This window comes from Nitrosospira multiformis (assembly GCF_900110185.1).
Classification (GTDB): Bacteria; Pseudomonadota; Gammaproteobacteria; order Burkholderiales; family Nitrosomonadaceae; genus Nitrosospira; species Nitrosospira multiformis_A.
Map to the genome: position 1 here is coordinate 28,264 of NZ_FOCT01000013.1, position 21,689 is coordinate 49,952.

The window sequence follows — 21,689 nt, forward strand, 5'->3', positions numbered from 1 at the left end:
GGGCAAGCATGACTGCTTCGGAAACAAATAACATCGTGAAAGTTAGGGACGATCATCGCCCGGTGTACTTTTCGCTCACTGAAGAGGGAAAATTCCAGCTTTGTGAAGGTAAAGAAGCGTCTTGGGTAAAACAGAATCAAGCCTTTGGTCTCAAGGAACTGCGCAATCACATCGAGCCTTGGCTAACGGCGTTGTTCCAGTCAGAACATCTATCGCTGTTGGCAGGTTCAGGGCTGACCCATGCGGTCCATTATCTGGCAGCAGAGGAAGCAGCTACAGGTATGAGAGAGATCACCCTGTCCAGCTACAAGGATGAAATAAAGAAATCAGCGGAAAATGCCGCCAAAAAAATAGGGCGAAAAACAGGCAATCTGGAAGACCAGATCCGTGCCGCAAACGAACTTCTATGTGGCCTCGAGATACTGGGGAAGTATAAGGAAGCTGAGACGCTAGGTACTGAACTAACCAGCGCGCTGGAAGTATTCGCCAAGTCCATCCTCCAAAGTGAAGCCCGTATTACTCAGGCCACTGAGGCCAATCGCGAGCGGGCGTTCAATACATTGGTTACCTTCCTGATGAGCTTCGCCAGTCGCACGGGTGTACGGGACCGGCTGAACATCTTCACCACCAACTACGACCGCATGATCGAGGCCGGTGCCGAGCTGGCGGGACTGCATCTGCTGGATCGTTTTCTCGGCAATCTGATGCCGATCTTCCGCTCGTCACGGCTAGACCTGGACATGCACTACAACCCACCAGGAATCCGCGGTGAGCCCCGCTATCTGGAAGGAGTGGCCCGTTTTACCAAACTGCATGGGTCGGTGGACTGGGTGCAGACAGATAATGACATACGTCGTATCGGGCTACCCTTTGGCGTGGACGAAGTTGGGCCTTATCTGAAAGCCCCTGGATTAAACGGTGCCAGTGCCCACAAGCTGATGATCTACCCCAATGCTGCCAAGGACAGGGAGACCTCAGACTACCCTTATGTGGAGCTATTCCGGGACCTCGCCGCCGCTGTGTGCCGTCCCAATAGCACGCTGATCACCTATGGCTACAGCTTTGGCGACGAGCACATCAACCGCGTGATCCGAGATATGCTCACTATTCCATCCACCCATCTGGTGGTGATTGCCTACAACGATCCGCTCGGTCGCATTCTACAAACCTACGAGAAGTTGGGGCGTCCCTCGCAAATCAGCCTGATGCTCGGCCCTGTCCTGGCGGATTTACAAACCTTGACCGAAACCTTTTTACCCAAGGCCGCCATCGATAAAACTACCTTCCGTATGAGCGAGCTGCTCAGGCAACGCTACGGTACCGAGCCGCACCCGCCCCCGGAAGGCAGCGGAGAAAGTGAGTGGCGGGCATGATGTGGCAGACCTAATATGAGCCTGTCCCCCATCGCTTATACCGCCTCTTTGCGAATTGGCAGCATCGACTTTGTGTCACCCGAAGAAATCAAAGTGCTGCTGGATATCGAAGCACCCGATAACCTCGCCCTGAACACCGGTACGCCGCGACCATTCCCGCGCATCAATGGTTATGTGCTGGTGCCTAGCGACGAAGGCTACCTAGTGGCGCAGGTGGAGTGGATTACTATTGAGCGCTCCCAGTACCCCAAGCGAAAAGGTATGCAAGACTTCGGCCTAGTGGATTTACCCTATCCACTGCGCAAAATGAGCCTCAACCCCTTGGGGGGTCTGTCCTACGAAGGTCTGGAGGAAGGCAAGGAACGCTACACCTTCCGACGCGGTGTGGAGACCTACCCAACAGTCGGTGACCCGGTATTGCTGCCGACCCAAACCCAGCTGCGTTCCATCGTCGAATCTGGCGAGAATCGTCGGGTGAAGATCGGCATCAGCCCGCTCGCCGCCAATGCCGAAGTCAAGATTGATCCGGATCGTCTTTTTGGCCGTCACCTGGCTGTGCTGGGTAATACTGGGAGCGGCAAATCCTGCTCGGTCGCCGGTTTGATTCGCTGGTCAATGGAAGCAGCCCGGAAAGGACGTGGTGGAGCAGACCCCAATGCCCGATTTATTGTGCTCGACCCCAATGGCGAATACGCAAATGCATTTGATGGCGTGGGAAAAGTGCGGGTGTTTGCAGTTGAACCGGATCATGCCAATGGTATTGAACAGCTCCAGGTACCACTATGGTTCTGGAACAGCGCTGAGTGGAGTGCATTTACCCAGGCCAGCGCCAAGACACAACGACCAACATTGATTCAGGCACTGCGCACCGTACGGGATGGGGTGGAAGAAACCGTTGCAATGCCAAGCCGCGATCTGCGCAGGTACTTGCGTACGCTCGTCGGTGCTATTCAAGTGGATAAAAACTCTGGGAATCCTTGGAAAGCCCCCGGACCGGCAAAGGGATTCCGCGACCGATTGATAAAGTGGAACGAAGGATTGCTTGAGCATGCTTCATTCAATGAAGCGGAAAATGCCGCCCTTGAATCGTTAAAGCAAAAGATTTCACAAGTCTTAGGCGCACATCAAGGTGACTGGCCAGTGGTTTTCACTAGGCAAGAGATTAACGATTTATTGGAGGCATTTAGTCAAACTCACGCAGCCTTTGGAGGCAGTGACACCGACGTCCTGCCCATCGATGCCGACGTACCTCGCGCCTTTACCGGTGACCAACTGTTGCGTAGTGTTGAAGCCAATGCAGAACTGCTAGGAGTGTCGGAATACGTCGAGACAATGCTCATGCGTATCCGAGCGATACTCTCGGATAACCGCATGAAAACCATTACCGGCGATATCAGCGACGTAACGTTGGATGGCTGGCTGGGAAACTATATTGGCGACAATCAAACCTCCAATGGCACGGTGACAGTTATCGACCTATCACTGGTCCCTGCCGAAGTCGTGCATATCATCACCGCCGTCATCGCCCGTATAACGCTGGAAGCATTGCAACGCTACCGCAAGCTTAATCACGGCAAAACACTGCCCACCGTGCTGGTGATGGAAGAGGCACACACCTTTATCAAGCGCTACAAAGACGACGCTGAGAACCAGAACTCCGCCGCCATTTGCTGCCAGGTGTTTGAGAAAATCGCCCGCGAAGGACGTAAATTTGGACTGGGACTCCTGCTGTCCTCCCAACGTCCCAGCGAGTTGTCGCCCACCGTGCTGTCGCAGTGCAACAGCTACCTACTGCACCGCATCAGCAATGACCGCGATCAGGAGTTGGTGCACAAACTGGTGCCCGATAACCTTCGTGGCCTGCTGCGAGATCTACCCTCGCTGCCATCGCGCCATGCCATCCTGTTGGGCTGGGCCTCCGAGTTGCCAGTACTGGTTCAGATGAATGCCTTGCCTGATAATCAGCAGCCAAAATCCAACGATCCGGATTTTTGGGCGGTGTGGTCCGGAGAGCAAAAAGATGAAACAAATAGCGTTACGGCCGTGAAACGCAACATAGGCTGGAAAGTGATTGCGGATGACTGGCAACAAATAAGTGAACTTAAACAAACAAACACTTTAGCGAACAACAAAGAGCACTAATGGCAACGACTGCAGAGAAGAGGTGTTCCGATCACGGAAAACTCCTACTATCTGCTGTCCAAACCGCGTCATCGCGAAAATAGTCCCCTAGTTCAGTTAGCGGACTTGGTAGCAGGCGCGGTGAATAGGCGGTTAAACCACAACGGCGATCGTAATTCAAAAGATCAAATGGCAGACTTAATTATTGAACAACTAGAACTTTCACTTGATAAGGCAGATTTACCAGAACTTGACGCAGCCGCTTTATTCTGTCTTTAGAGGGGCGTGTCGATATCAAAAAGTCGACCTTTCATGATTCCCACACTTTGCCAGACATTTAGACTACTCGCATTCCGGACCTTCGATCAACTTGGTCGAGCACGGCGAGTCGAGCATCAGCCGCTAGAAGAAACGTTTACCGACACAAACATCCTAGACCTGAAAGAAAGGCATCCAACAGAAATTTATTCCCGCGTTTATAACAAACGTGACGAGGGTAAATCTGGTGCAGATTGGGAGTGGTGGTTAACAAATTGGTCGATGACAAACTGGCTGGGGTTACGGGTACAAGCAAAGATACTGAATCTAGAGTTGGATGCTTTCTCTCACCTACATTACAAAAGCGGTAAATCTAAGGAGTACCAGTCTACAAAGCTTAAGAGAGAGAGTGCGAAAGAGGGCCTCATACCGTTGTATTGCTTCTATGTACACGAGGAGCCTGTTTCCCAGGGAGGCCAGCGCTGGTGCGGTTCCTTTGGTTATTCTCCAGAATACTATGGGTGTTCATTAGCTTCGATTTCGCACATCGAAACATTACGTACGGCAAGAAAGGATGATCGCGAATCTGTTATGCAAAAAACGATACCATGGCACTGCCTAGTCTGCTGCCGGGGATACGAGGGAGATGATCTACCTAATCGCGCTTGGTTATTGCTCCAGCATAGGCTCAAGATAGCAGCACCGCTTATACGCACGAGAGATAACCAGCAAGCTTTCCAAGGCAAGCCGATCGGTCCAAGGCCTCAGGCCCCGGATTATGTGCGCTCCGTAATCGAAAATCGAAGGCCTGATGGCATACCAACCAACTCGCGGGGGGTCCTTGTGCTTCGTGCGCTTCAATATGACTAACCCCTCATACTCCTACTGGATCATCAATGATTGCAGGTAGAGGGAGAGGCGTGATGGTTAAACGGCTAAGGGTGGCCTTGTTCTCGACGCTATGAAACGTCGAAGCATTCCGAATAATACGGCACTAAACGTCCTCACTGAGGCGGGTTATCGCTGCGCCGTGCCTACTTGCCGCGGAATCCTAGCGCTCGACATTCATCACATTGTCGAGGTTTCAGAAAACGGTGGCAATGATCAAGGGAATCTGCTCGCTTTATGTCCAACCTGTCACGCTCTATTCCACCGGGGAGAAATCAGGCGTGACTCCATCTACGCGTGGAAGGCAATGCTTGTTTCGCTCAGCCGTGCATTCGATACAAGCACAATTGATGATTTGCTGTTTTTGGCAACGCCCGAGGCACAGGACTTGAAAATTTCAGCAGATGGTGTTTTAAAGTTCTCTAAGCTAATTGCCTCGGGATTAGCAACGATAGATCTCGCAATACGGAACCATAATCCAAACCATTACCTTTACTTATACAGAGTAATACTTACTCCCAGAGGACAGCAGCTTATATCAGCTTGGACATCTGGAGACAGAAGTGCTGTCGCTGCAATATTCGGCAATGCCACCTGAATTTGGCATTCCCATGTTAAGCGCTCTGCCCTTTTCTGTGTCGATAAGAATCTTGTGTTCTGTGTCGATAAGAATCTTGTGGGCAGATTGCAGATCGACGCCCTGGCTAAAGAGGGCCGTGAGAAAATCTTTGAGGAAAAAGCTTTAGTCGCGATGTTTATCGTCGATTTACGCTAGACATTGACTCATCTTTTGTTCTCTATCGATCAATGCTCCTGCTCCTGCTGCTCTCGGTCGGCATCGAGCAGATATCAATACGCCTGACTCTATCGCCTAGTGATAACGATAAAAGATGTTACGGGCAAAGCTGCTGTCAAATTATCTAAGCTACTACACCTTTAGGTGTCTTTGCTTGCCCCATGGAGTTTCATAGCATAACGATAAGCGGTTACTATCTCTTTCGATTTACGTTCTGCCAAGACCTTTAATTCTTCACCGAGGGAGGCTACTTTGTCAGGATGATACTGGCTCATCAATATCTTATAGCTGCATCTTATCTCTTCTACACCTGCATCAGATGGAACATTCAAGGTGATATACCATGGGGCAAGATTACAGCCTTCATTAGCTGGTTCTGCAGAGCTTGTTTGTTTCTGAGCTTCTAATTTCGGGGAAATAAGTTTGGATATTATCCAATATCCGCAGTATAGCCCTAAGATAATCACAAAAATTTCTATAGTCGACATTACATACCTTCTTCTACAAGCTTTCTACGATGATCTTTTAAAGCCGCCAGTCGTATTGAATCTTCATCCTCGAATTCGATCTTCTCATCAAGTCGATTAACAATCTCACTCCGAGTAATCGACCATTCACTAGATTTCTGTAGTCGGCGTGCCACATTTACAAGATCTTCTTTCACCTGCATCCCGGCAGACACCTTCCTAATCAAATTTAGCCCAAAAGGCGGGCACACCATTGACTCAAAAGCTAGTCCTATGAACCGTCTTCTTGAAAGGTTAAGTTGCGCCCTCTGAAACCACAAATATGACAATGAGCTAATTACACTGAGATATAAAAGCCCGCCAGCAAGAAGGAGAGATTTATCACCAAACTTTGTAAATAGACCTACAGGAAGAAAAAAGAAAAGCGCAAAAATCATTCCCCATATCATTGGGGCCAAAGGCGCAAAGATATTTATGGGTGGAGCCCACGTTCCGTTTTCAACTTCAAAGCTTCCCTCAAATTGCCATGAAAGGCGAAACATCGGGCGATGGGGGAAAAAAGGATTAGGGAGAAATAATTCCTTTCCCATTCCTCCAGCTTTGTCTGATCCAAAGCAGATTACCCACTTATTTTTACCTTTCGAAATTAATATCCCCTCATTTGAGTGTAAAAGCAGGCACGAATCGTGAATGTACAAAAGGGTAACCATTGTCATTAGAAGTAGCTCTGCTTGAGATTGCATTATTCCTTCTTTTTTCTGAAAATGGATATTAAGCCTGCAAAACCAGCAACAATGACCCCCGCTATCACCTTCCAAAATGCGGCAAAGAAACCTGCAATCATTGCCCATAATCCCTTTTTACTTGCAACGGCAGCTGCCCCCCCAGCGATTAGTGCAGCTAGCCCATATTCGGCAACCCTATCCCCTTGCCGAAATTCCGTATATTTTTCTCCTGAAATATATTCATATCCAGTGAGGGCGTCCTTAAACTCTTGAGTAGATGTACTAAATATTTCGGGTGAGGCCACTAAAACTGCACTAGTCACCCCCGTGCGCCCTAAAATACGAGTATTAAGATTAATGATTGCTTCATCGTTACTGCTCCTTGCATCAATAGCCCATTCGAGGCGTTTTGTTACCGCATCATAATATGGGGGCAATTTCCACCCCAACACACTCATTGTCTCCCACCCCTTGGCCCGCCTTTCTACATTACCTTGTTCCGTGTTTTCCCGAATGGAGCTTAGAATTGCTTCCGGATCGATATTCTCATCATCTTTAACATACCCCGTTTCCTCGAAGTTTAATAAAGAGAACCAATGTAAATCTTGTGGCGCAATTAAATATGCCTTTCCTGTAGAAGGATTATGGATTACTTCCATAAAACGTTTGGTATCGGCAGGGTTTAGAAAAACATAACCTGTCGGAATACTAAAGGATGCTTTGCCTTCTATATTTACCTCTTGCGGTCCCTCAATCCAGTTGAGGCTTCCTAGGATTTTTTCTGTCTCTTGTTCATCTTGAGCAGCGTTGACTAGATTTATGCCGCCAATAAACAAAACCGCGGCAAGACAAGTGAGTTGCATCCATTTCACGAAACGAGCATAAGTTGCTGCACAAGTATCACAGTCAGTCAATTTCCAATGTTCTATACGCATAATTCTTTTCTAAATAAGTGGATAAAATTCATTAAAATAGCATCCCGAGGTTCCTCATTCTTCCCTCCAAAAAGATCCGGGAAGTGCAAGGCCAAGTTTATATTTTTTAGTTTTATGGCTGAGTAAACAATTGGACTTAGGTACACCTCCGCGGGTATCAGCGTTATCTGAAAATTTCCAGCTTACTTGGTGAACAAAAAGGCGGGGAAAAGGGTTTTCAAGAAAATTCCTCCTAATAACCAAGGCAAGGCCTCCGGCCGCGTCAGGAAGGTTTGGTTTATGTGGGTGAAGTCCGGGAAGCCTGTGGGCAATCCCTGTGGGAAACCTCGTGGACGAGGATCTATTCGTCCATCAGGTTTTCCAGCAGGGTTGTCCATGGGCCAAGCAAAGTGCAGCCGGACGATCGGCTGTGCCGATCATCCACATAACTACCGCTTGTCCATCTCAAAGATTACTTCCCTCGTAGCAAAGCGGGAAGCAAGCCATTTTTCCCACCTCGAAGCCCTTCGCATCAGGTCTGTCCGGTAGGCTGCATTAAGATGAGGCGTGTATGAATGGTAGTTGGCCACTTTCGTCCATAGATCGCCCCGATCGTTGCGGATGTGCATGTGAATACGCCAAGCGGCGAGCGCATAGGAATAACACCCTGGCTGAGCAACATGTTCAGGGGTAATGCCGTACTTGGCCAAGCCGGAAAGATACGCGGTATTGAACTGCATCGGGCCTACATCATAGGTGTCATTTGCGTTTCGCACCCATTGACCCGGCTTGCCCCCCTCCTTCTCTGCCACGGCGAGAAGGATGTTCGCTGGAACTTCGTATTTCACGGCAGCCTGGATCGAACAGACGACGCGCTCCGGCAAATCGGTGGGCAGCTCCATCACTCCCCTGCCCCTGTTACTTGCTGTCCCGGAAAGCAGCGGCTTCCGCTTCGGCGTCGAGCTTCGTCTCCGTCGATCCGGCAAAGGCGTTGCCCTTGAATTGCGGTTCTGGAATATTGGAGCGAATGGCGGAGGCAATTTTTCCACCGGGGGTTTGCGCCACACGCCCACCTTGCGAAGCAATACCGCTCTTGACCGCTTCCACCCCCCCACGAGCGAGATGAGAGCCCATTTCAGCCACAAAGCGCGAAGGCGTGCCCATGGCTTGGGCTAGTCCCCCCAAGGGCGTGCTCTGCCTGGGCTGCTCTTCAGCAAACATGCCCATGCCGCCTTCCATGCTGGCGTGAGCCGCATCGAACGCGGCCTTGATGGCCGATGCCCCACCGGCTGCATTGGCAGCTGAAGCCATCATCATACCGGTGGCGACACCTGTTGCAGTTGCGGCCGCAGCAATCGCTGTGCCGGCACCCAGGTTGCCTATTCCCCCTGCCCCACCGCCTACAATGCTGCTTAGCATGGGCGGAATCTTGTCGACCAGCACAAGAAGAATGATGGACACGACCATCATTACACCCATCTCCTTGAGATTGAGGCCCATGCTCATGTGGCGGTAGTAATCATCCAGAAAGGTCTTGCCGATCCCAACCAGCAGCACCATGGCAAAGAGCGATATCGCAACCCCCAGGACAGTGCGGTAATAGTTGATCGCGATCTCCGAAGTCCAGCGCGAACCACCGAACCCGAGGAAGAAAATGCCGGCATAAGCGAGTATCCAGCCGGATACCAGGAGCAGCACCATGTTGATGCTGACCAGGGCCAAAATGATGAGGATCACCGCCGCCATAATGATTCCGGTCATGCTGTCTATTGGTAAGCGCAGCGTGGACTCATCCAGTGCTCGATAGAAGATATGAAAGCCAATATCGACAATGCCTGATGGGGAAAGCACATCACGCAGTCCACTGGCCTCGGAACCGATCTGCTTGAGCGAGGAGATGATGGAAGTAGCGAAAGCAGGTCCGCTAATGAGCAGCCACCAGAAGAAACCGGTAAAGACCGTGAAGCGGAGAAACTCGGCAAAGAACTCGCCTATATCAGCGCGGCGCAATGCCATCAGGCCAAATGTCCAGACCATGCTGATCGTCACCAGCACCCAGAAAAGCCAGGAAGCGCGTTCGGTAATGATAGTCGCCCACGCACTGGCGGCCGTCTGATAGCGCGTGAGTATGTCATCCAGAACATCGGCATTTCCGATTGCTGCCTGCGCATGCAACGAAGTAAGCATCAATCCCAGCAGTAACACCAGGGTGGCAGTTTCTAACGAAATCCACTTTTTCATGCCATCACCAGCTCTTTTTCTGGCTTGGCTTGTACCCTTCAGGTAGGCCTTTCGGACACTCCTTGAGCAAAGCCTCTTGTTTATCAGGATCTGTCGTCCATGCCAACTCAGCGCAAGCTGGATTGGGCTCCTCCACTTTCTCCGGTTCCTTTGAGCCACAACCGGTCAACAAATTGCCTGTTAGCAAAACCATCATTAATGTAGTTCTTTTCTTCATCTTCCCTCCTTACCAAGAGCGCGGCGTACTTCGTTGAAATGTACCCTGCCGTGCCTGCACTGCCGCAGCCGCCTGCTGCGCCTCGATGTCCGCAATCCTCGCCTGGCGTGCTGCTTCGGCATTCTGTTGAGCAATCAGCAGCGCACGGATTTGCATGAGCTGGCTCGCCTGGTTGCTTGCGAGCTGGTTAGCTGCCTGGATCGCCGCCATCTGCCCTGGCGCATCCTGCGCATTGCGCTGCAATTGCTCGAGCCTTGCAGCATCCGCTTGCAACTCCAGTTCCTGCAGCTCGAGGCTGCGGATCATCGCATCGTTTGCAAGCTTCTCGCCGTCGGCATTATTGCGGCGGTTAGTTTCCAGCTGCGTCCGCTCTTCCACTGTACAACCGTTCGGCCCGAAACAGGGCGAATTCATGTAGTAGGACGGGTTCTGGTAGCGCAGCAGATAGCCATCGAGGCTGCCTGCCTGGTTGCGGTAGTACTGCAGGGTATTCATCGCGCCCATCAGGCGCATGGTAGTCATCTGCGCCTGGTTCCAAACATAGGCAGTAGGAGCAACGGAGTTTCGCAGCATGTTCTCATACTGCAAAAGCTGCAGCTGGTACTGCTCGACCATCTTCATGGTCTGGTTCACGCCCTCGATCGCCGAGATGACGTTCTGCTGCATGTTCGCGGCATCGAACACGGGAACTCCACCGGCCTGAACTGCCGGAGTCGGGAGAGCAGACAGGCCTGCGATCACTGCTGCAATGGTGATCGCCCGATTTGAGCAGCCTGCTCGCTTATTCAATCCTTTATCCATTCGTATTTTCATTCGGCGTATTTCCATTCAGGTTCGCTCCCCTGTAGTCGAAAGCCTTGTAGGCCCTAGCAAGGACCATGTCCTTCGTCACCGTGACGTTGAAGCGGTAGCCCGGGCGGATCTCAAGTGTTGGCGAGATGTTCAGGTTCTTCGAGATCATCTGCGTGATCACCCGCCCGAGTTGCTGCCCCAGAGTAGCGCTCAAGACGCTGCTCGTCGTCGGTGCTCCGAACGTGCCTGCCACCTGGTTCCTGCTCTGACTCAAGGCCACGCCTGCGGAGATCGCCGACATCAGGATCGCGGTGCCAAAGAGCCGCGCATAATGGTTGTTCACCTGGTCGGTGAACCCGGCATAGCCTGCCCCGGTGGAGCCGGGCATGGCCCCGATATCCATGGTCTTCCCATCCGGAAAAACCAGTCTCTGCCACGCCACGAGCACGCTTGCCTGGCCGTAGGCCACTTCGCTGGAATACTCCCCTTCCAGTTTGGTGCCTTGCGGGATCAGGAGGAATTTTCCGGTGGCGGTGTCAAACACGTCCTGGCTCACCTGTCCGAAGATCTTGCCCGGCAGGGAAGAATTGATGCCGGTGATCAGGGTTGCCGGGATGACGGAGGTGGTCAGCACTGTAAAGGCTGAGCGCGGCGGCGTGAGCCTGGAATCAAGTTTCCACCGGTCTTGCCCTTCCCTGTTGTCGAATACACTGATATCGTTCTGGTGCGCCTGGTCCTGCTGCGTTTGTCCTGCGTCCTCGTCATCCGAGGGCGCGACGATACCTGCCCCTTTGAGCTGAGCCAGGCGCTCCTTGTACAGGGCGGTGGGATCGCTGCTTGAGACCGGAGCAGCTTGCGCCTTTGGCACATCCTGCGCTGCGCGCCTCTGGATTTGCACCCCTGTTTTCGCCTTCAATGCTTCTTCGAACTGCTGAAGTTTAAGCTGCCGGATACGCTGCATTTCCTGTGTCTCGGGAGTTGCAGGATGCCTTGCCGAAGGCAGACCAGCGTTCATGGATGTCGGATTCGGGTTCTCCGGATAGCTGTTCTCATGGATTACCGGCTCGACCGCGGGAATCATCCCGCCCTTTTGTTCACCCGCGATCTCATTGGCGAACATGGCCGCATTGCTCCCTGCCGTGGTCTTCGCGGTCTCTTCCCTGTGCTTGGTTTTTGCCCGGTCCATCGCGACGAGCCCGATAACGATGAGGAAGATGGCGGCGGCCACCCCTAGCAGGTAGAGCGGCAGGTCGTTTGCGCGGCGCACGCCCCATTTCGTCTGCAACCGGTTCGGGGAAGCGGAGGGGGACATGGGATCGTTCATATCATTGCCCCCATGTCATTGCCCCCTGTAAGTCCAGGCGCCCGCCGCAGCCACACCCCTGGCATCCGGAAGGTAAGCGCGTGACAGGTAGGCATCTCCAACCTTCAACGTGATGGTATGGAGCGAACCGTGCTCCGGGGTATCGAGCGCATAGGAGAGTTCCATGCCCTGCCCTGCTGCCAGTGGGGTTGGTGGAGCCGCCGGAGCTTCCATGCCCGGGGCTTCGGTCTCCTCCGGCTGGCCGCCCGGTTTCTGCTGGAATCCTGCGAATGTATCGGCAAATAAAACTCTCTTTACCTTCACGGTTTCCGAAACCGCATACCCTTTTGCGCGCAGCTTCGCGGCCAGCAGTTCCCCGAACTCCCTGGGCTCAGTCACGATCAGGTTGAACTGCGTTTTTGCAGGCGGATAGAGCTTGGCCAGCTGGTTGGTGGCGTCCAGTGCAATCCTGTCATCGGCCAGACGATTGCGGGTTTGCTGCCGGGTCTCCTGCAGGCTGGCGCAGCCGGCAAGGATGAAAGTAAGGATGAAGCAGAGGATCAATGCAATGGGGCGCATGTCATTTCCCCCGCTTGATGGTGACGCGATCCTGGTTGGAGCCTACCCCCGCCACGAGGATGGCCTTGTCGAAGATGCTGTCCACGATGAAGCGGTCGTTCTGCAGGCGGTAGTTGACCTGCACCGATTCCTCATCCGTGAAGAATCCCCCGTCCTTGCGCACCACGAGCAGGATCGGGGCCTCAGTCTGGTTCAAGGTTCCGGGCATCTGGATGATGGTCTTCACTCCGTCGTTGTAGACCCGCAAGGGTTTCCATCGGGCAGCCTGTCCTTCGATCGTATAGTCGAAGTCGAGGTTTCCCAGGTACTCTCCTGTCCCCGGCATGACCTGGTTGTCATGGGCGGCCTGCTCCTGGCGTCTGATTTTCTCCCACTTGGCCATGGCCTCATCCGGGTAGGTGAAGGCCACGCGCGGCATGAATTCCGTGCGGTGCGAGCGCAATCTCAGGTGGTAGGTGCGCCGGTCGGTGGTCACGATCAATGAAGTTTCCAGCCCCGTATCCATCGGCTTGATGATGAGATGCTGCACTTCCATCCGGCCGGAACCCGTCACCGCCGGTTCCACCGTCCAGCGGGCGGTGTCACCCAGGTGCAGGGAATTGACCTGTTCGCCCGGCTGCAGCTCCACGTCGCATACCTGCAAAACGGCGCAGATGATGCTCGGTTGTGTCGCCCCATAGAGGAAGCGGATGGTGCCATCCCCTCCGATCACGGGCTTCACTCCCTGGGTCGAGGCCCCCGCCTTCCATTTTTTTGCCAAAGCGAGGACTGCGCGCTCCTGCGGCGACAGCTTGATCTCCGGATTGCTGAAATGCAGCGCCTGAGGCGATGCGGCCTCTGGCGCGTCTGGCAAATCCGGCACGGAGGCAACCGGTATGGGCGGCATCGGCGGCGCAGATGGCACCGAAGGCCCGGAGGACACCAATGCCCCAGGGGCAGGCGGTCCGGGGGGCAGCGGGGGGCCGGAAAGCAGGTTCCCGGGAGGGGATTGTGGCCCAGCCAGCTTGTCCTGCCCGCCAGGGATGTAGCCTGCCGCCCTGGATAGCTGGGGCCGCTGGGGTGGCTGGATTGACTGTTGCGGCAACGGCAACTCAGGTAACTCGGGCTGCTGCAGGGTATTGTTGGCGATCGCGGCGGTGACCGCAACCAGCGGCAGGCCTGCCGCGATGGCTGCTGCGAGCCTGGTCGGGGAAAATGCCGGGAGATATTGCAGGGGGATTTTCATGGAGCTTTGAGGTTCCTAGAGTTGTCTTGACCAGGCAAAATCGCTGATATAGATGCCAAGCGGGTTGTTGCGCAGCTGCGCCTCGCTGATGTCAGGAGACGGTTCCGCCACGTACACTGTCACCAGCGCGCGCATACGGTAACTGTTCTTCACGATCCCCTGCCGGTCGCGCACGGTTTCCGTCCAGTCGGCCTGCCAGGTCTGCGGGGATTGCGCAATCACCGAGACGATCTCGGTGCTCACCATCTCGCGTTCCGCACGCCTGAAGGGGCTCGCTTCCGGCCTCCCATTCATGAATTCGTTCATCTTGGCGGTGGCGGGATCCTCGGGCGAGAGCATGGCGTACACCCCGAAGATCGCCTTCCTCTGCAGGGCGACATCAGGCGTGACCATGCGCGCCTGCTGGATAAAGGAAGCGACAGCGGCGTGGACGATGCGCGCATCGACCTCCTGGGCGCGATCGACGGGAGCCACGGCCAGGGTCTGGCCGAGCTTGTCCACTTCCACCACGTAGGGTATGAATTTCGCCTGGCTGCCGATGTGGATGACACCGCCCACACTTGCCAAGGCAATGAGGAGCGACAGCAGCCCCAGCATCTGCCAGTTCCTGCGGGAAGCCGCCATGTCGCCCATATGCTCGTTCCAGGTGCGCCGGGCCGACAGATAAGGATTCTCCTCCTCCCCTGCCCGCCTCCCATCGGCTATCGCCGCGTCCGCCTGGCCCTCGTCTCTTCCACTCTGTCCTTTCCTCCAGAGCAACGATTTCATCATTCGCATCACCCCAGCACCCGCACTCAAACTCATGCCGTTATTGCCTCCCTGCCGTGTTCATTCAGATAGTCATTCAGATCGAGCCCCCGCTGGGCAAGCCACTCGCGCACCCAATGCTCTCCATGCCGGGCTTCCAGCGCCTGAATCGCTGCAATCGATTCCTTGTCGGTGCTGCCGAGGAAAGAAAGCGCCAGTGGTCCCAGGGCAAGTTCATAGAGCCGCCGCCCGAGTTCGGAGACGTAGTAGTACTGGCGTTTGGGAATGGCGGTTGCCAGAATCTCGATCTGCCGGTCGTTCAAGCCCATGCGCCGATAGAGCAATGCGGTATCCTGGTCTCTCGCATACACGTTCGGCAGGAAAATCTTGGTCGCGGTCGACTCCAGGATCACATCGAGAATCCCGGAGTTGGCGGCATCCGACAGGCTTTGCGTTGCCATCAGCACCATGCAGTTGGCTTTTCTCAGAACTTTCAGCCATTCCCTGATCTTGGCGCGGAAGACCGGGTGGCCGAGCATGATCCAGGCTTCATCCAGCACGATCATGGCAGGCTGGCCCTTGAGCGACCTTTCGATGCGGCGAAAGAGGTAGAGGAGCACCGGCAGCGCATAACGGTCGCCCAGGTTCATCAGTTCCTCGATCTCGAATACGGTGAAGCTTGAGAGCGAGAGCCCGTCTTCCTCCGCATCGAGCAGATGGCCCATGCTGCCTTCGACCGTGTAGACCTTGAGCGCTTCCCGTATGGGTTCATCCTGGATCAGGGTGTAGAACTCGGAGAGCGTCTTAGAACCGCTTTTTTGCATGTTCGCGATCGCAATCCCGATCTCGTTCCTCTGCGCGGGTGTGGTGACCAGTCCGTTCAATGCCAGGAGCGCATCGATCCATTCCATGGCCCAGGCGCGGTCGCCCTGAGAGGAGAGGTACTGCAGGGGGCAAAAGGATAGCGACAGGCCTGTGTTCTGTTGTTTGCCGGAACGACTGGCGGAGCGCGTGCCGGACTGCGCCTCTGTGCGCGCATCGGAGTGCGTGTGGGGGTGCGTGTCCGCTGCAATGATGAAATGGTCACCGCCCGTGGCGCTGCACAGCGGGTAGAGCGACATCCCCTTGTCAAAGCAGAAGATCGACATGCCGCGGTAGCGGCGCGCCTGGGCAATGAGGGCGCCCAGCAGCGTCGACTTGCCAGCACCGGTGGGCCCAAACACCAGCGCATGGCCGACATCGCGCACATGGGTATTGAGCCGGAACACGGTCGAACCTTGTGTCACGCAAACCATGAGCGGCGGAGAGCTGGGCGGATACATGGGACAAGGTGCATCCGCCTGTCCGGTCCAGATGTTGGAGGTCGGCAGCAGATCCGCGAGGTTCATGGTGTTCATGAGCGGACGGCGGACATTCTCGACCCCATGACCCGGAAGGCTGCCCAGATACGCCTCCATCGTGTTCAGGGTTTCGATCCGGGCAGTAAAGCCCAGCGCGTTGATCCCCTTTTCCAGACGCAGGGCAAGCACTTCGAGCTCATCGCGGCTCTTATCCATCAGCACCACGACACTGGTGTAATACCCCTGCGCCACGGCGCCACTGTTGATCTCGGCAACGGCAGCCTCGGCATCGGCCACCATCGACATCGCGTCCTGGTCCACCATGCCGGTATGGGTGTTGAACACCTGGTCGAAGAAGCCGCGGATCTTCTGCCGCCACTTGCGGCGGTATTTGTCGAGATGGGCCACTGCTTCATGCGGGTCCATGAAGATGAAGCGCGTGGACCAGCGGTACTCGCAGGCAAGCTCAGACAAGGCCGAGAGGATTCCGGGATAGGATTCCATCGGGAATCCTTCGATTGCGACCACCCGCAGGAATTTATTGCCGATCCTCGGCACCACCCCCGGCCACAGTTCCTGGCCGCCCAGGAGCATGTCGAGATACATGGGGTTGTTCGGCAGCTGCACCGGATGGTTCAGGCCGGTCACGCAATACTGCAGCCAGCGCAGGAAATCGTCATGCGTTGTCTCCCGCCCATGTTCGCTCACCACCCGCTTGCTCTTTAAGCGCTCAAGCGATACGGCGGCAGACAGGCGCGCCTCGATCGTCGCGCAGTCGCGCTTGAAGTCCTCGATCAGGCTACGAGTGCGCGCCTTGTGATCGGCAGGTGCTGCATCGTCGTCGAACATCAGCTCCACGAACTTGCGTTGTACCAAGAGCGGCGGAAACCAGGTGACGGTGAACACGAAATAGCCTTCGAACATGGTGCCCATCCGCTCGAAGAGCTGCCGGCGCTCTTCATCGATGGCTTGTGTGACCGGATCGGGAAAGTGCGAGCGGGACCGCTCCGGATAGTGCGGAGCAGGTCTTCTCACCGCATCCACATGGATCATCCAGCCGGCGCCGAGACCACTCAAGGCCTGGTTGATGCGGAAGGAGACGAGATTGCGCTGTTCTTCGCTGGCACTCGCGTTGTCCTCTCCCCGGTACATCCAGGCCGCCATGAAAGCACCGTTCTTGCCGACAATGACGCCATCGTCGACGCATGCGGCGTAGTTCAGGAGATCGGCAAAGCCTGCTTGCCTGTCACGGTGGCGGCTCAGCCTGCGTCCTTTCTCCGCTTCCCGCATCCGACCATACAGGATGGCGAGGAACAAGGTCCCGGTTGCGGCAACGAGCAGGGTGATGAACCCCAGCAAGGAGTTTGTGATCATCGGTAGTGCCACTCCTGGGAGTTGGTGTTCTCACGGAAGGGCGTGGCGCGCGGCGGGTAATAGGCCTTGTAGCTTCTGCTGCGCCACCACACCAAAATCATCCTGGGATCGTGTTTGGCCATCAGGCGCAGGAGATACAGCCCGACCACCCAGAAGGCGACACCGACGATCGCGGCGCGCAGTTCCTGCGCATTGAAGATGAGTGCCGAGCAGACGATGCCGAGCATCGCAACACACACGCGATCGCCTCCAAGGAGCAGATTGTGGCGGTGGCCGATGCGGCGGATCGGAATCCTACGCAACGCCATCACTCCCCTCCCCTGCTCCCACAGCTGCCATCTGACTGGTCTTGCCTGAGTCGATCATCGCGATTTCAGCGCCGCGGCCGAAGAAATTGCTCATCATGTTCTGCGCGTCCACCAGGAACGCAAGCACCAGCACGATGAACACCAGGGTTCGAAAGAATCCGCTCAAGTCCCCTCCCATCACCAATGCACCTCCTGCCACGACGATGCCCACCATGGACAGGGTGAAGGCCACGGGGCCTGTCACCGAATTGCGCAGGTTCATGAGCCAGCTCTCGTAGGGCAGTGTGCCGCCAATGCCCTCGGAGGCGAAAACCGGTTGAGCTGCAAGCAGGCAAAAGGCGAGCAGCAGGAACGTGCATGTCCATATGACGTTTGCTTCACGTGAAACTCGTGTAATGCTTCTCATTTCTTACTCCCTGAAAGTTGTGGTCAAGTAATGGCCGTTCTCAAAGCCTGAAACCTCGAGGATTTCTTCGACCTTGCGGCCGCTAGGGGTGCGCGCGATATGCACGATCAGGTGTGCTGCTTCCCCGATCAGAGGCTCGATCGGCCGAGGCGAATCAGGATGCATGCTGATGAGGAGCGAAAGCCTCGACAAGGCTGCTTTAGCACTATTGGCGTGCAGGGTCGCTACTCCGCCCTCATGCCCCGTGTTCCAGGCCATGAGCAGGTCGAGCGCTTCAGGGCCCCTCACCTCTCCCACGATGATGCGATCCGGCCGCATGCGCAGGGTCGCGCGCACGAGCCTCGTCATGCTCACTTCCGCCGAAGTGTGGTACTGCACATGGTTTTGCGCGGTGCACTGGATCTCACCCGTGTCCTCGATGATGACCACGCGCGTCAGAGGGTCGATTTCGATCAGATGGTTGAGGATGGCGTTGACAAGGGTGGTCTTGCCGGAACCCGTGCCGCCGGAGACAAGGATGTTGGAGCGGGTAGCAACGGCTGATTTGATGCGTCCGCATTGCGCGGAAGTCATGATCTCGGCCGCAACATAATCGTCGAGCGTGAAAACGGCGACTGCGCGCTTCCTGATGGCGAATACGGCCGACGGGACCACGGGCGGGATCTGGCCGGCAAAACGCGAATTGTCCAGCGGGAATTCGCATTCGATGGTGGGGCTGTGGCGCGTGAGTTCGCGCCCGTGCATGCCCGCTACGTTGCGGATGACACTTTGCGCAAGTCCCACTTCCATCGTGCCGAAACAGCGCATCGGCTCGCCCAGGCGTTCCTGCCACAGCCTGCCGTCAGCATTGAGCATGAGCTCGATGGTGCGCGGATCGTGGAGGGCAGCCAAGAAATCCGGGCCGAGGTCGCGCTCGAGCTTTATCTTTGCCCGATTGTTAATAAGGTCCTGCTGTTCCCTTTGATCCATGCAATGCTCCCATACTCAAGCTTCATATACGATATACCGAATATCACAATTGTGCAATATTCAATTTATCGTTAAAGTGTGGGGGAGATTAGCGGGAAAAAACTGAGAGGGAAACTGTAAAATCTTACAGGGAATTCGGTTTATTACGCTTTTTGTGCGCCCTAAGGCCTTTTATTTTTTGCCTATTCGCTTCATCCCATTGCAGGGCCAAGAATGCTTGGTAATCCGTCATCACCGCACATATACGCTGATAACCGGGAGGCAAACTCTGAGGGGCCTTTCCACCAGCAAGTTCGTCAAGGGTTTTGCGATCCAGATCGGTGGACTCAAGAAGAGTTGGCAATGGAGTATCAAGAGCCACGGAAATTGCTTCCATTGTTCGAAGGGAGGGATTGCTCCTTCCTTTAGCAACGTCCGATATGAAGGCAGTAGAGATTCCTGCACGTTCCGCAAGTTCTCTCTGAGAAATCTTGCGCTCATCGAGGACCCGGAGAACATTAGTAAAAAAAATGTCGTGGTAGATGAAATGGCGGGACATTATGAGTAGCTTTGTTATTTATGCCGCGTAAACGTTAGATTTATACCAGATTTTTAAAGACATACGAACAAAGTAAACAGAATTTTATAAACGCTTTCTTCAAAAAATAATCTTGCAAATGGCAAAATAGATATTGACAAAGTATTTACATGTCAACTACTCTAACAATACAAACAATGAAATGGACCAGACACTTCCTCCTCCAATCATATACAACGAGCAAAACTATGCAGATTTTGACAGTAGGCAATCAAAAAGGCGGAGTCGGAAAAAGCACTTTTAGTGTGCATCTTGCTTTCCGTGCGGCTGAACTAGGCTACCGTGTTTTATTAATCGATGTTGATGAGGGCGACCTATCGGAAGTGTTCCCTGAAATCGAGGAAAATGACGGCACCGACTATCTCAAAGCCAGTCATTTATTTACAGGAGAAATCAAGGGACGGCAACCACGACAGGTTTACGAAAAAATCGCGTTGATAGAAGCCGATGTAGACGTTCTTGACGTGGACGATATGCCACTTGAAACGATTGAGCAACCCCGTCTATCTCTTGCTCAATTAAACGGCAACTATGATTTTTGCATTATCGATACTCCTCCAAATCTACAGCGACGAATGCTTGGCGCATTAGTTGCCTCGCATGCAGTTGTTTCGCCCTTCAACATCTCCCCGTTTTCGTTTGCACGAATGCCCAAACTGCAAGCAACAATTGCCGGGGTAAAATCGCAATACAACCCTAACCTAAACCATCTTGGTTTCCTCGCCAACATGGTCAACAGCAAATCTGTCAACGAGGTTGAGGCACTCCCTGAATTACGTGAAGCGTATGGCGAGCTTATTTTTGATGAAGCGATCATTGCTCGTGCATGTGTAGCAACGGCCCTAGCTCAAGGCCACGCGGTCTGGCATCGAGCACGCAGCGGCAATCAGCGTGCATCTGCCAAGGAAATGCGACGAGCGTGCGATGCTGTCTTAACCCGTCTTGGATTTAAATTAATGGAGCCTTTGTCATGAGCGCATTTGGAACAAAGATCAGCAAGCTGTCCCAAATTCAGAAGCAGGGAGCAGCGGCATCACTACCTGGTGAGCGCATTGAGGAAATCGATCCTGCATTGATCGACTGTCTAAAACAGCTTCGCAGTGAGGATAATCCCGGTTTTACAGTTGAATCATTAACTGAGCTTGCCAATGATCTGGAACGCGATGGGCAGCATGAACCCGCCGTCTTGCGAAAAAATCCCGAGCATGCAGGCCGATACTTAATGGTCGCAGGTGAACGGCGTTGGCGTGCCTGTAAACTAAAGGGTCTGAAGCTTAAAGCAGTCGTTCGGGATATAACCGAAGAACAAGCGCGACGTACTCAGCGCGCAGAAAATATTCAACGTGAGAATCTGACGCAACTGGAAATTGCAATAGCACTACGCGACGATAAGGAGCGACTTCAGACTCTCGATAAAGTGGCCGCTGAATGGAACAAGGGCATTAATTGGGTAGCCGAGAGAATCAAGTTTCTTGAGGTGGTTGAGACGGGTGGCGTAGCGAGCAAAGCTGTGATTGACCGTGTGACGGCCGACATTACAGCGGTCAATGACCTTGATCGATTGGAAAAAACCGATCCAGCTGCCGCTGAGAGCGTGATCGAGCAGGCCAAAGCTGATCCAAATGCCAATGTGCGCAAGATGGTGCGAGAAAAGCTTCAAGGCGCCAAAAAGAATAAAAAGGAGCAACAACAAGAAGAAAATTCTCGCATGCGAGAAAAACATCGAGACACCAAAGCGAACGAAAAGGAGCAACAGGAAGAAAATTCTCGCATGCGAGAATTAGAAACTGCTGACGGAAGAATAAATGACTTCCATCAACCCGAACTTCACCCAGACGCAGTTTCGCATATTGCCGAAGCTGCAGAGCATTCGCGCTCCATTTGTGAACAAATGAACCTCCTTTCCACGCTTCTGCAACAACGCCACGATGTACTCGATCTGCTTGGCGACACATTGCAAAGTGTAGTTCACGCACAAACTGAGCTCTATAGAATCTGCCACACCCTCGACACTTTGGCAAATCGCAAGTAAACAACAAACCGGCAGGAATGCCGCTAGCTAGAAGAGG

The 21,689-nt window shown here is 54.1% G+C and carries 23 protein-coding genes; 7 read left to right on the plus strand and 16 right to left on the minus strand.

Annotation, left to right across the window (positions count from 1 at the left end; translation table 11 throughout):
* Window positions 1-8 precede the first annotated feature (8 nt).
* The 5 genes from BMY01_RS13460 (at window position 9) to BMY01_RS18825 (ending at window position 5,238) form a co-directional block, all read left to right on the plus strand.
* Window positions 9-1,373 carry an SIR2 family protein gene (locus tag BMY01_RS13460; protein ID WP_074748428.1) on the plus strand — a complete coding sequence of 455 codons (1,365 nt, stop codon included), beginning with the start codon at window positions 9-11 and terminating at the stop codon, window positions 1,371-1,373.
* Between the two features lie 15 nt (window positions 1,374-1,388).
* Window positions 1,389-3,515 carry an ATP-binding protein gene (locus BMY01_RS13465; RefSeq protein ID WP_074748431.1) on the plus strand — a complete coding sequence of 709 codons (2,127 nt, stop codon included), beginning with the start codon at window positions 1,389-1,391 and terminating at the stop codon, window positions 3,513-3,515.
* Between the two features lie 54 nt (window positions 3,516-3,569).
* Entirely contained in the window at window positions 3,570-3,773 is a 204-nt protein-coding gene (locus BMY01_RS18815) for a DUF3800 domain-containing protein (RefSeq protein ID WP_368086245.1), read from the plus strand.
* Window positions 3,774-3,806: 33 nt separating this feature from the next.
* Window positions 3,807-4,622 (plus strand): DUF6615 family protein, encoded by an 816-nt coding sequence (locus tag BMY01_RS18820; RefSeq protein WP_074748434.1) that lies wholly within the window; start codon window positions 3,807-3,809, stop codon window positions 4,620-4,622.
* A gap of 91 nt (window positions 4,623-4,713) precedes the next feature.
* Window positions 4,714-5,238, plus strand: coding sequence for an HNH endonuclease signature motif containing protein (locus BMY01_RS18825; RefSeq protein WP_074748437.1), 525 nt, complete (start codon window positions 4,714-4,716; stop codon window positions 5,236-5,238).
* A gap of 338 nt (window positions 5,239-5,576) precedes the next feature.
* On the opposite strand, the gene BMY01_RS13485 is transcribed toward BMY01_RS18825, so the two are convergent.
* From BMY01_RS13485 to BMY01_RS13560, 16 genes are all read right to left on the minus strand, one after another.
* A complete protein-coding gene (locus BMY01_RS13485) occupies window positions 5,577-5,924 on the minus strand; it encodes a J domain-containing protein (RefSeq protein WP_074748439.1) in 348 nt (115 codons plus the stop codon).
* Entirely contained in the window at window positions 5,924-6,619 is a 696-nt protein-coding gene (locus BMY01_RS13490; protein WP_139176922.1) for a hypothetical protein, read from the minus strand. The genes BMY01_RS13485 and BMY01_RS13490 overlap by 1 nt, the downstream gene beginning before the upstream one ends.
* Before the next feature lie 26 nt (window positions 6,620-6,645).
* On the minus strand, window positions 6,646-7,563 hold the full coding sequence (locus tag BMY01_RS13495; protein WP_081353938.1) for a DUF2167 domain-containing protein: 918 nt from the start codon (window positions 7,561-7,563) through the stop codon (window positions 6,646-6,648).
* Window positions 7,564-7,991: 428 nt separating this feature from the next.
* The gene (locus BMY01_RS13500) at window positions 7,992-8,444 is read right to left on the minus strand and encodes a transglycosylase SLT domain-containing protein (protein ID WP_074748448.1); all 453 of its coding nucleotides are present in this window, start codon (window positions 8,442-8,444) and stop codon (window positions 7,992-7,994) included.
* Between the two features lie 16 nt (window positions 8,445-8,460).
* The gene (gene trbL, locus BMY01_RS13505; RefSeq protein ID WP_074748451.1) at window positions 8,461-9,783 is read right to left on the minus strand and encodes a P-type conjugative transfer protein TrbL; all 1,323 of its coding nucleotides are present in this window, start codon (window positions 9,781-9,783) and stop codon (window positions 8,461-8,463) included.
* A gap of 4 nt (window positions 9,784-9,787) precedes the next feature.
* Window positions 9,788-10,000, minus strand: a complete 213-nt coding sequence (gene trbK, locus BMY01_RS13510; RefSeq protein ID WP_074748454.1) for an entry exclusion lipoprotein TrbK — start codon at window positions 9,998-10,000, stop codon at window positions 9,788-9,790.
* 9 nt (window positions 10,001-10,009) lie between these two features.
* On the minus strand, window positions 10,010-10,813 hold the full coding sequence (trbJ, locus tag BMY01_RS13515; RefSeq protein WP_254772746.1) for a P-type conjugative transfer protein TrbJ: 804 nt from the start codon (window positions 10,811-10,813) through the stop codon (window positions 10,010-10,012).
* Window positions 10,794-12,116: a TrbI/VirB10 family protein gene (locus BMY01_RS13520; protein WP_074748460.1), complete on the minus strand. Its 1,323-nt coding sequence runs from the start codon at window positions 12,114-12,116 to the stop codon at window positions 10,794-10,796. The genes trbJ and BMY01_RS13520 overlap by 20 nt, the downstream gene beginning before the upstream one ends.
* 15 nt (window positions 12,117-12,131) lie before the next feature.
* Window positions 12,132-12,674 (minus strand): hypothetical protein, encoded by a 543-nt coding sequence (locus BMY01_RS13525; RefSeq protein ID WP_074748463.1) that lies wholly within the window; start codon window positions 12,672-12,674, stop codon window positions 12,132-12,134.
* A gap of 1 nt (window position 12,675) precedes the next feature.
* Entirely contained in the window at window positions 12,676-13,899 is a 1,224-nt protein-coding gene (trbG, locus tag BMY01_RS13530; RefSeq protein ID WP_254772747.1) for a P-type conjugative transfer protein TrbG, read from the minus strand.
* 15 nt (window positions 13,900-13,914) lie between these two features.
* Window positions 13,915-14,670 carry a VirB8/TrbF family protein gene (locus tag BMY01_RS13535; RefSeq protein WP_175463271.1) on the minus strand — a complete coding sequence of 252 codons (756 nt, stop codon included), beginning with the start codon at window positions 14,668-14,670 and terminating at the stop codon, window positions 13,915-13,917.
* A gap of 29 nt (window positions 14,671-14,699) precedes the next feature.
* Window positions 14,700-17,360 (minus strand): VirB4 family type IV secretion/conjugal transfer ATPase, encoded by a 2,661-nt coding sequence (locus BMY01_RS13540; RefSeq protein ID WP_139176923.1) that lies wholly within the window; start codon window positions 17,358-17,360, stop codon window positions 14,700-14,702.
* On the minus strand, window positions 17,357-17,668 hold the full coding sequence (locus tag BMY01_RS13545) for a conjugal transfer protein TrbD (RefSeq protein WP_074748466.1): 312 nt from the start codon (window positions 17,666-17,668) through the stop codon (window positions 17,357-17,359). Before BMY01_RS13545 ends, BMY01_RS13540 begins: the two co-directional genes overlap by 4 nt.
* Window positions 17,655-18,074 carry a conjugal transfer system pilin TrbC gene (gene trbC / locus BMY01_RS13550; RefSeq protein ID WP_081353939.1) on the minus strand — a complete coding sequence of 140 codons (420 nt, stop codon included), beginning with the start codon at window positions 18,072-18,074 and terminating at the stop codon, window positions 17,655-17,657. The genes BMY01_RS13545 and trbC overlap by 14 nt, the downstream gene beginning before the upstream one ends.
* Before the next feature lie 3 nt (window positions 18,075-18,077).
* Complete coding sequence (gene trbB, locus BMY01_RS13555) at window positions 18,078-19,043, minus strand: P-type conjugative transfer ATPase TrbB (protein ID WP_074748469.1); 966 nt, start codon at window positions 19,041-19,043, stop codon at window positions 18,078-18,080.
* A 124-nt stretch (window positions 19,044-19,167) separates the two neighbouring features.
* Entirely contained in the window at window positions 19,168-19,581 is a 414-nt protein-coding gene (locus tag BMY01_RS13560) for a transcriptional regulator (RefSeq protein ID WP_254772748.1), read from the minus strand.
* A 227-nt stretch (window positions 19,582-19,808) separates the two neighbouring features.
* On the opposite strand from BMY01_RS13560, the gene BMY01_RS13565 reads away from it, so the two are divergent.
* Window positions 19,809-20,594: a ParA family protein gene (locus BMY01_RS13565; protein ID WP_074748472.1), complete on the plus strand. Its 786-nt coding sequence runs from the start codon at window positions 19,809-19,811 to the stop codon at window positions 20,592-20,594.
* On the plus strand, window positions 20,591-21,652 hold the full coding sequence (locus BMY01_RS13570; RefSeq protein ID WP_074748476.1) for a ParB/RepB/Spo0J family partition protein: 1,062 nt from the start codon (window positions 20,591-20,593) through the stop codon (window positions 21,650-21,652). Before BMY01_RS13565 ends, BMY01_RS13570 begins: the two co-directional genes overlap by 4 nt.
* The last annotated feature ends 37 nt before the right edge of the window (window positions 21,653-21,689 follow it).

Bases quoted from the DNA above. Each gene is read 5' to 3' on its own strand.
- BMY01_RS13460 (WP_074748428.1), top strand. From the start codon at position 9: ATGACTGCTTCGGAAACAAATAACATCGTGAAAGTTAGGGACGATCAT.
- BMY01_RS13465 (WP_074748431.1), top strand. From the start codon at position 1,389: ATGAGCCTGTCCCCCATCGCTTATACCGCCTCTTTGCGAATTGGCAGC.
- BMY01_RS18820 (WP_074748434.1), top strand. From the start codon at position 3,807: ATGATTCCCACACTTTGCCAGACATTTAGACTACTCGCATTCCGGACC.
- BMY01_RS18825 (WP_074748437.1), top strand. From the start codon at position 4,714: ATGAAACGTCGAAGCATTCCGAATAATACGGCACTAAACGTCCTCACT.
- BMY01_RS13485 (WP_074748439.1), bottom strand. From the start codon at position 5,924: ATGTCGACTATAGAAATTTTTGTGATTATCTTAGGGCTATACTGCGGA.
- BMY01_RS13490 (WP_139176922.1), bottom strand. From the start codon at position 6,619: ATGACAATGGTTACCCTTTTGTACATTCACGATTCGTGCCTGCTTTTA.
- BMY01_RS13495 (WP_081353938.1), bottom strand. From the start codon at position 7,563: ATGCGTATAGAACATTGGAAATTGACTGACTGTGATACTTGTGCAGCA.
- BMY01_RS13500 (WP_074748448.1), bottom strand. From the start codon at position 8,444: ATGGAGCTGCCCACCGATTTGCCGGAGCGCGTCGTCTGTTCGATCCAG.
- trbL (WP_074748451.1), bottom strand. From the start codon at position 9,783: ATGAAAAAGTGGATTTCGTTAGAAACTGCCACCCTGGTGTTACTGCTG.
- trbK (WP_074748454.1), bottom strand. From the start codon at position 10,000: ATGAAGAAAAGAACTACATTAATGATGGTTTTGCTAACAGGCAATTTG.
- trbJ (WP_254772746.1), bottom strand. From the start codon at position 10,813: ATGAAAATACGAATGGATAAAGGATTGAATAAGCGAGCAGGCTGCTCA.
- BMY01_RS13520 (WP_074748460.1), bottom strand. From the start codon at position 12,116: ATGAACGATCCCATGTCCCCCTCCGCTTCCCCGAACCGGTTGCAGACG.
- BMY01_RS13525 (WP_074748463.1), bottom strand. From the start codon at position 12,674: ATGCGCCCCATTGCATTGATCCTCTGCTTCATCCTTACTTTCATCCTT.
- trbG (WP_254772747.1), bottom strand. From the start codon at position 13,899: ATGAAAATCCCCCTGCAATATCTCCCGGCATTTTCCCCGACCAGGCTC.
- BMY01_RS13535 (WP_175463271.1), bottom strand. From the start codon at position 14,670: ATGATGAAATCGTTGCTCTGGAGGAAAGGACAGAGTGGAAGAGACGAG.
- BMY01_RS13540 (WP_139176923.1), bottom strand. From the start codon at position 17,360: ATGATCACAAACTCCTTGCTGGGGTTCATCACCCTGCTCGTTGCCGCA.
- BMY01_RS13545 (WP_074748466.1), bottom strand. From the start codon at position 17,668: ATGGCGTTGCGTAGGATTCCGATCCGCCGCATCGGCCACCGCCACAAT.
- trbC (WP_081353939.1), bottom strand. From the start codon at position 18,074: ATGAGAAGCATTACACGAGTTTCACGTGAAGCAAACGTCATATGGACA.
- trbB (WP_074748469.1), bottom strand. From the start codon at position 19,043: ATGGATCAAAGGGAACAGCAGGACCTTATTAACAATCGGGCAAAGATA.
- BMY01_RS13560 (WP_254772748.1), bottom strand. From the start codon at position 19,581: ATGTCCCGCCATTTCATCTACCACGACATTTTTTTTACTAATGTTCTC.
- BMY01_RS13565 (WP_074748472.1), top strand. From the start codon at position 19,809: ATGCAGATTTTGACAGTAGGCAATCAAAAAGGCGGAGTCGGAAAAAGC.
- BMY01_RS13570 (WP_074748476.1), top strand. From the start codon at position 20,591: ATGAGCGCATTTGGAACAAAGATCAGCAAGCTGTCCCAAATTCAGAAG.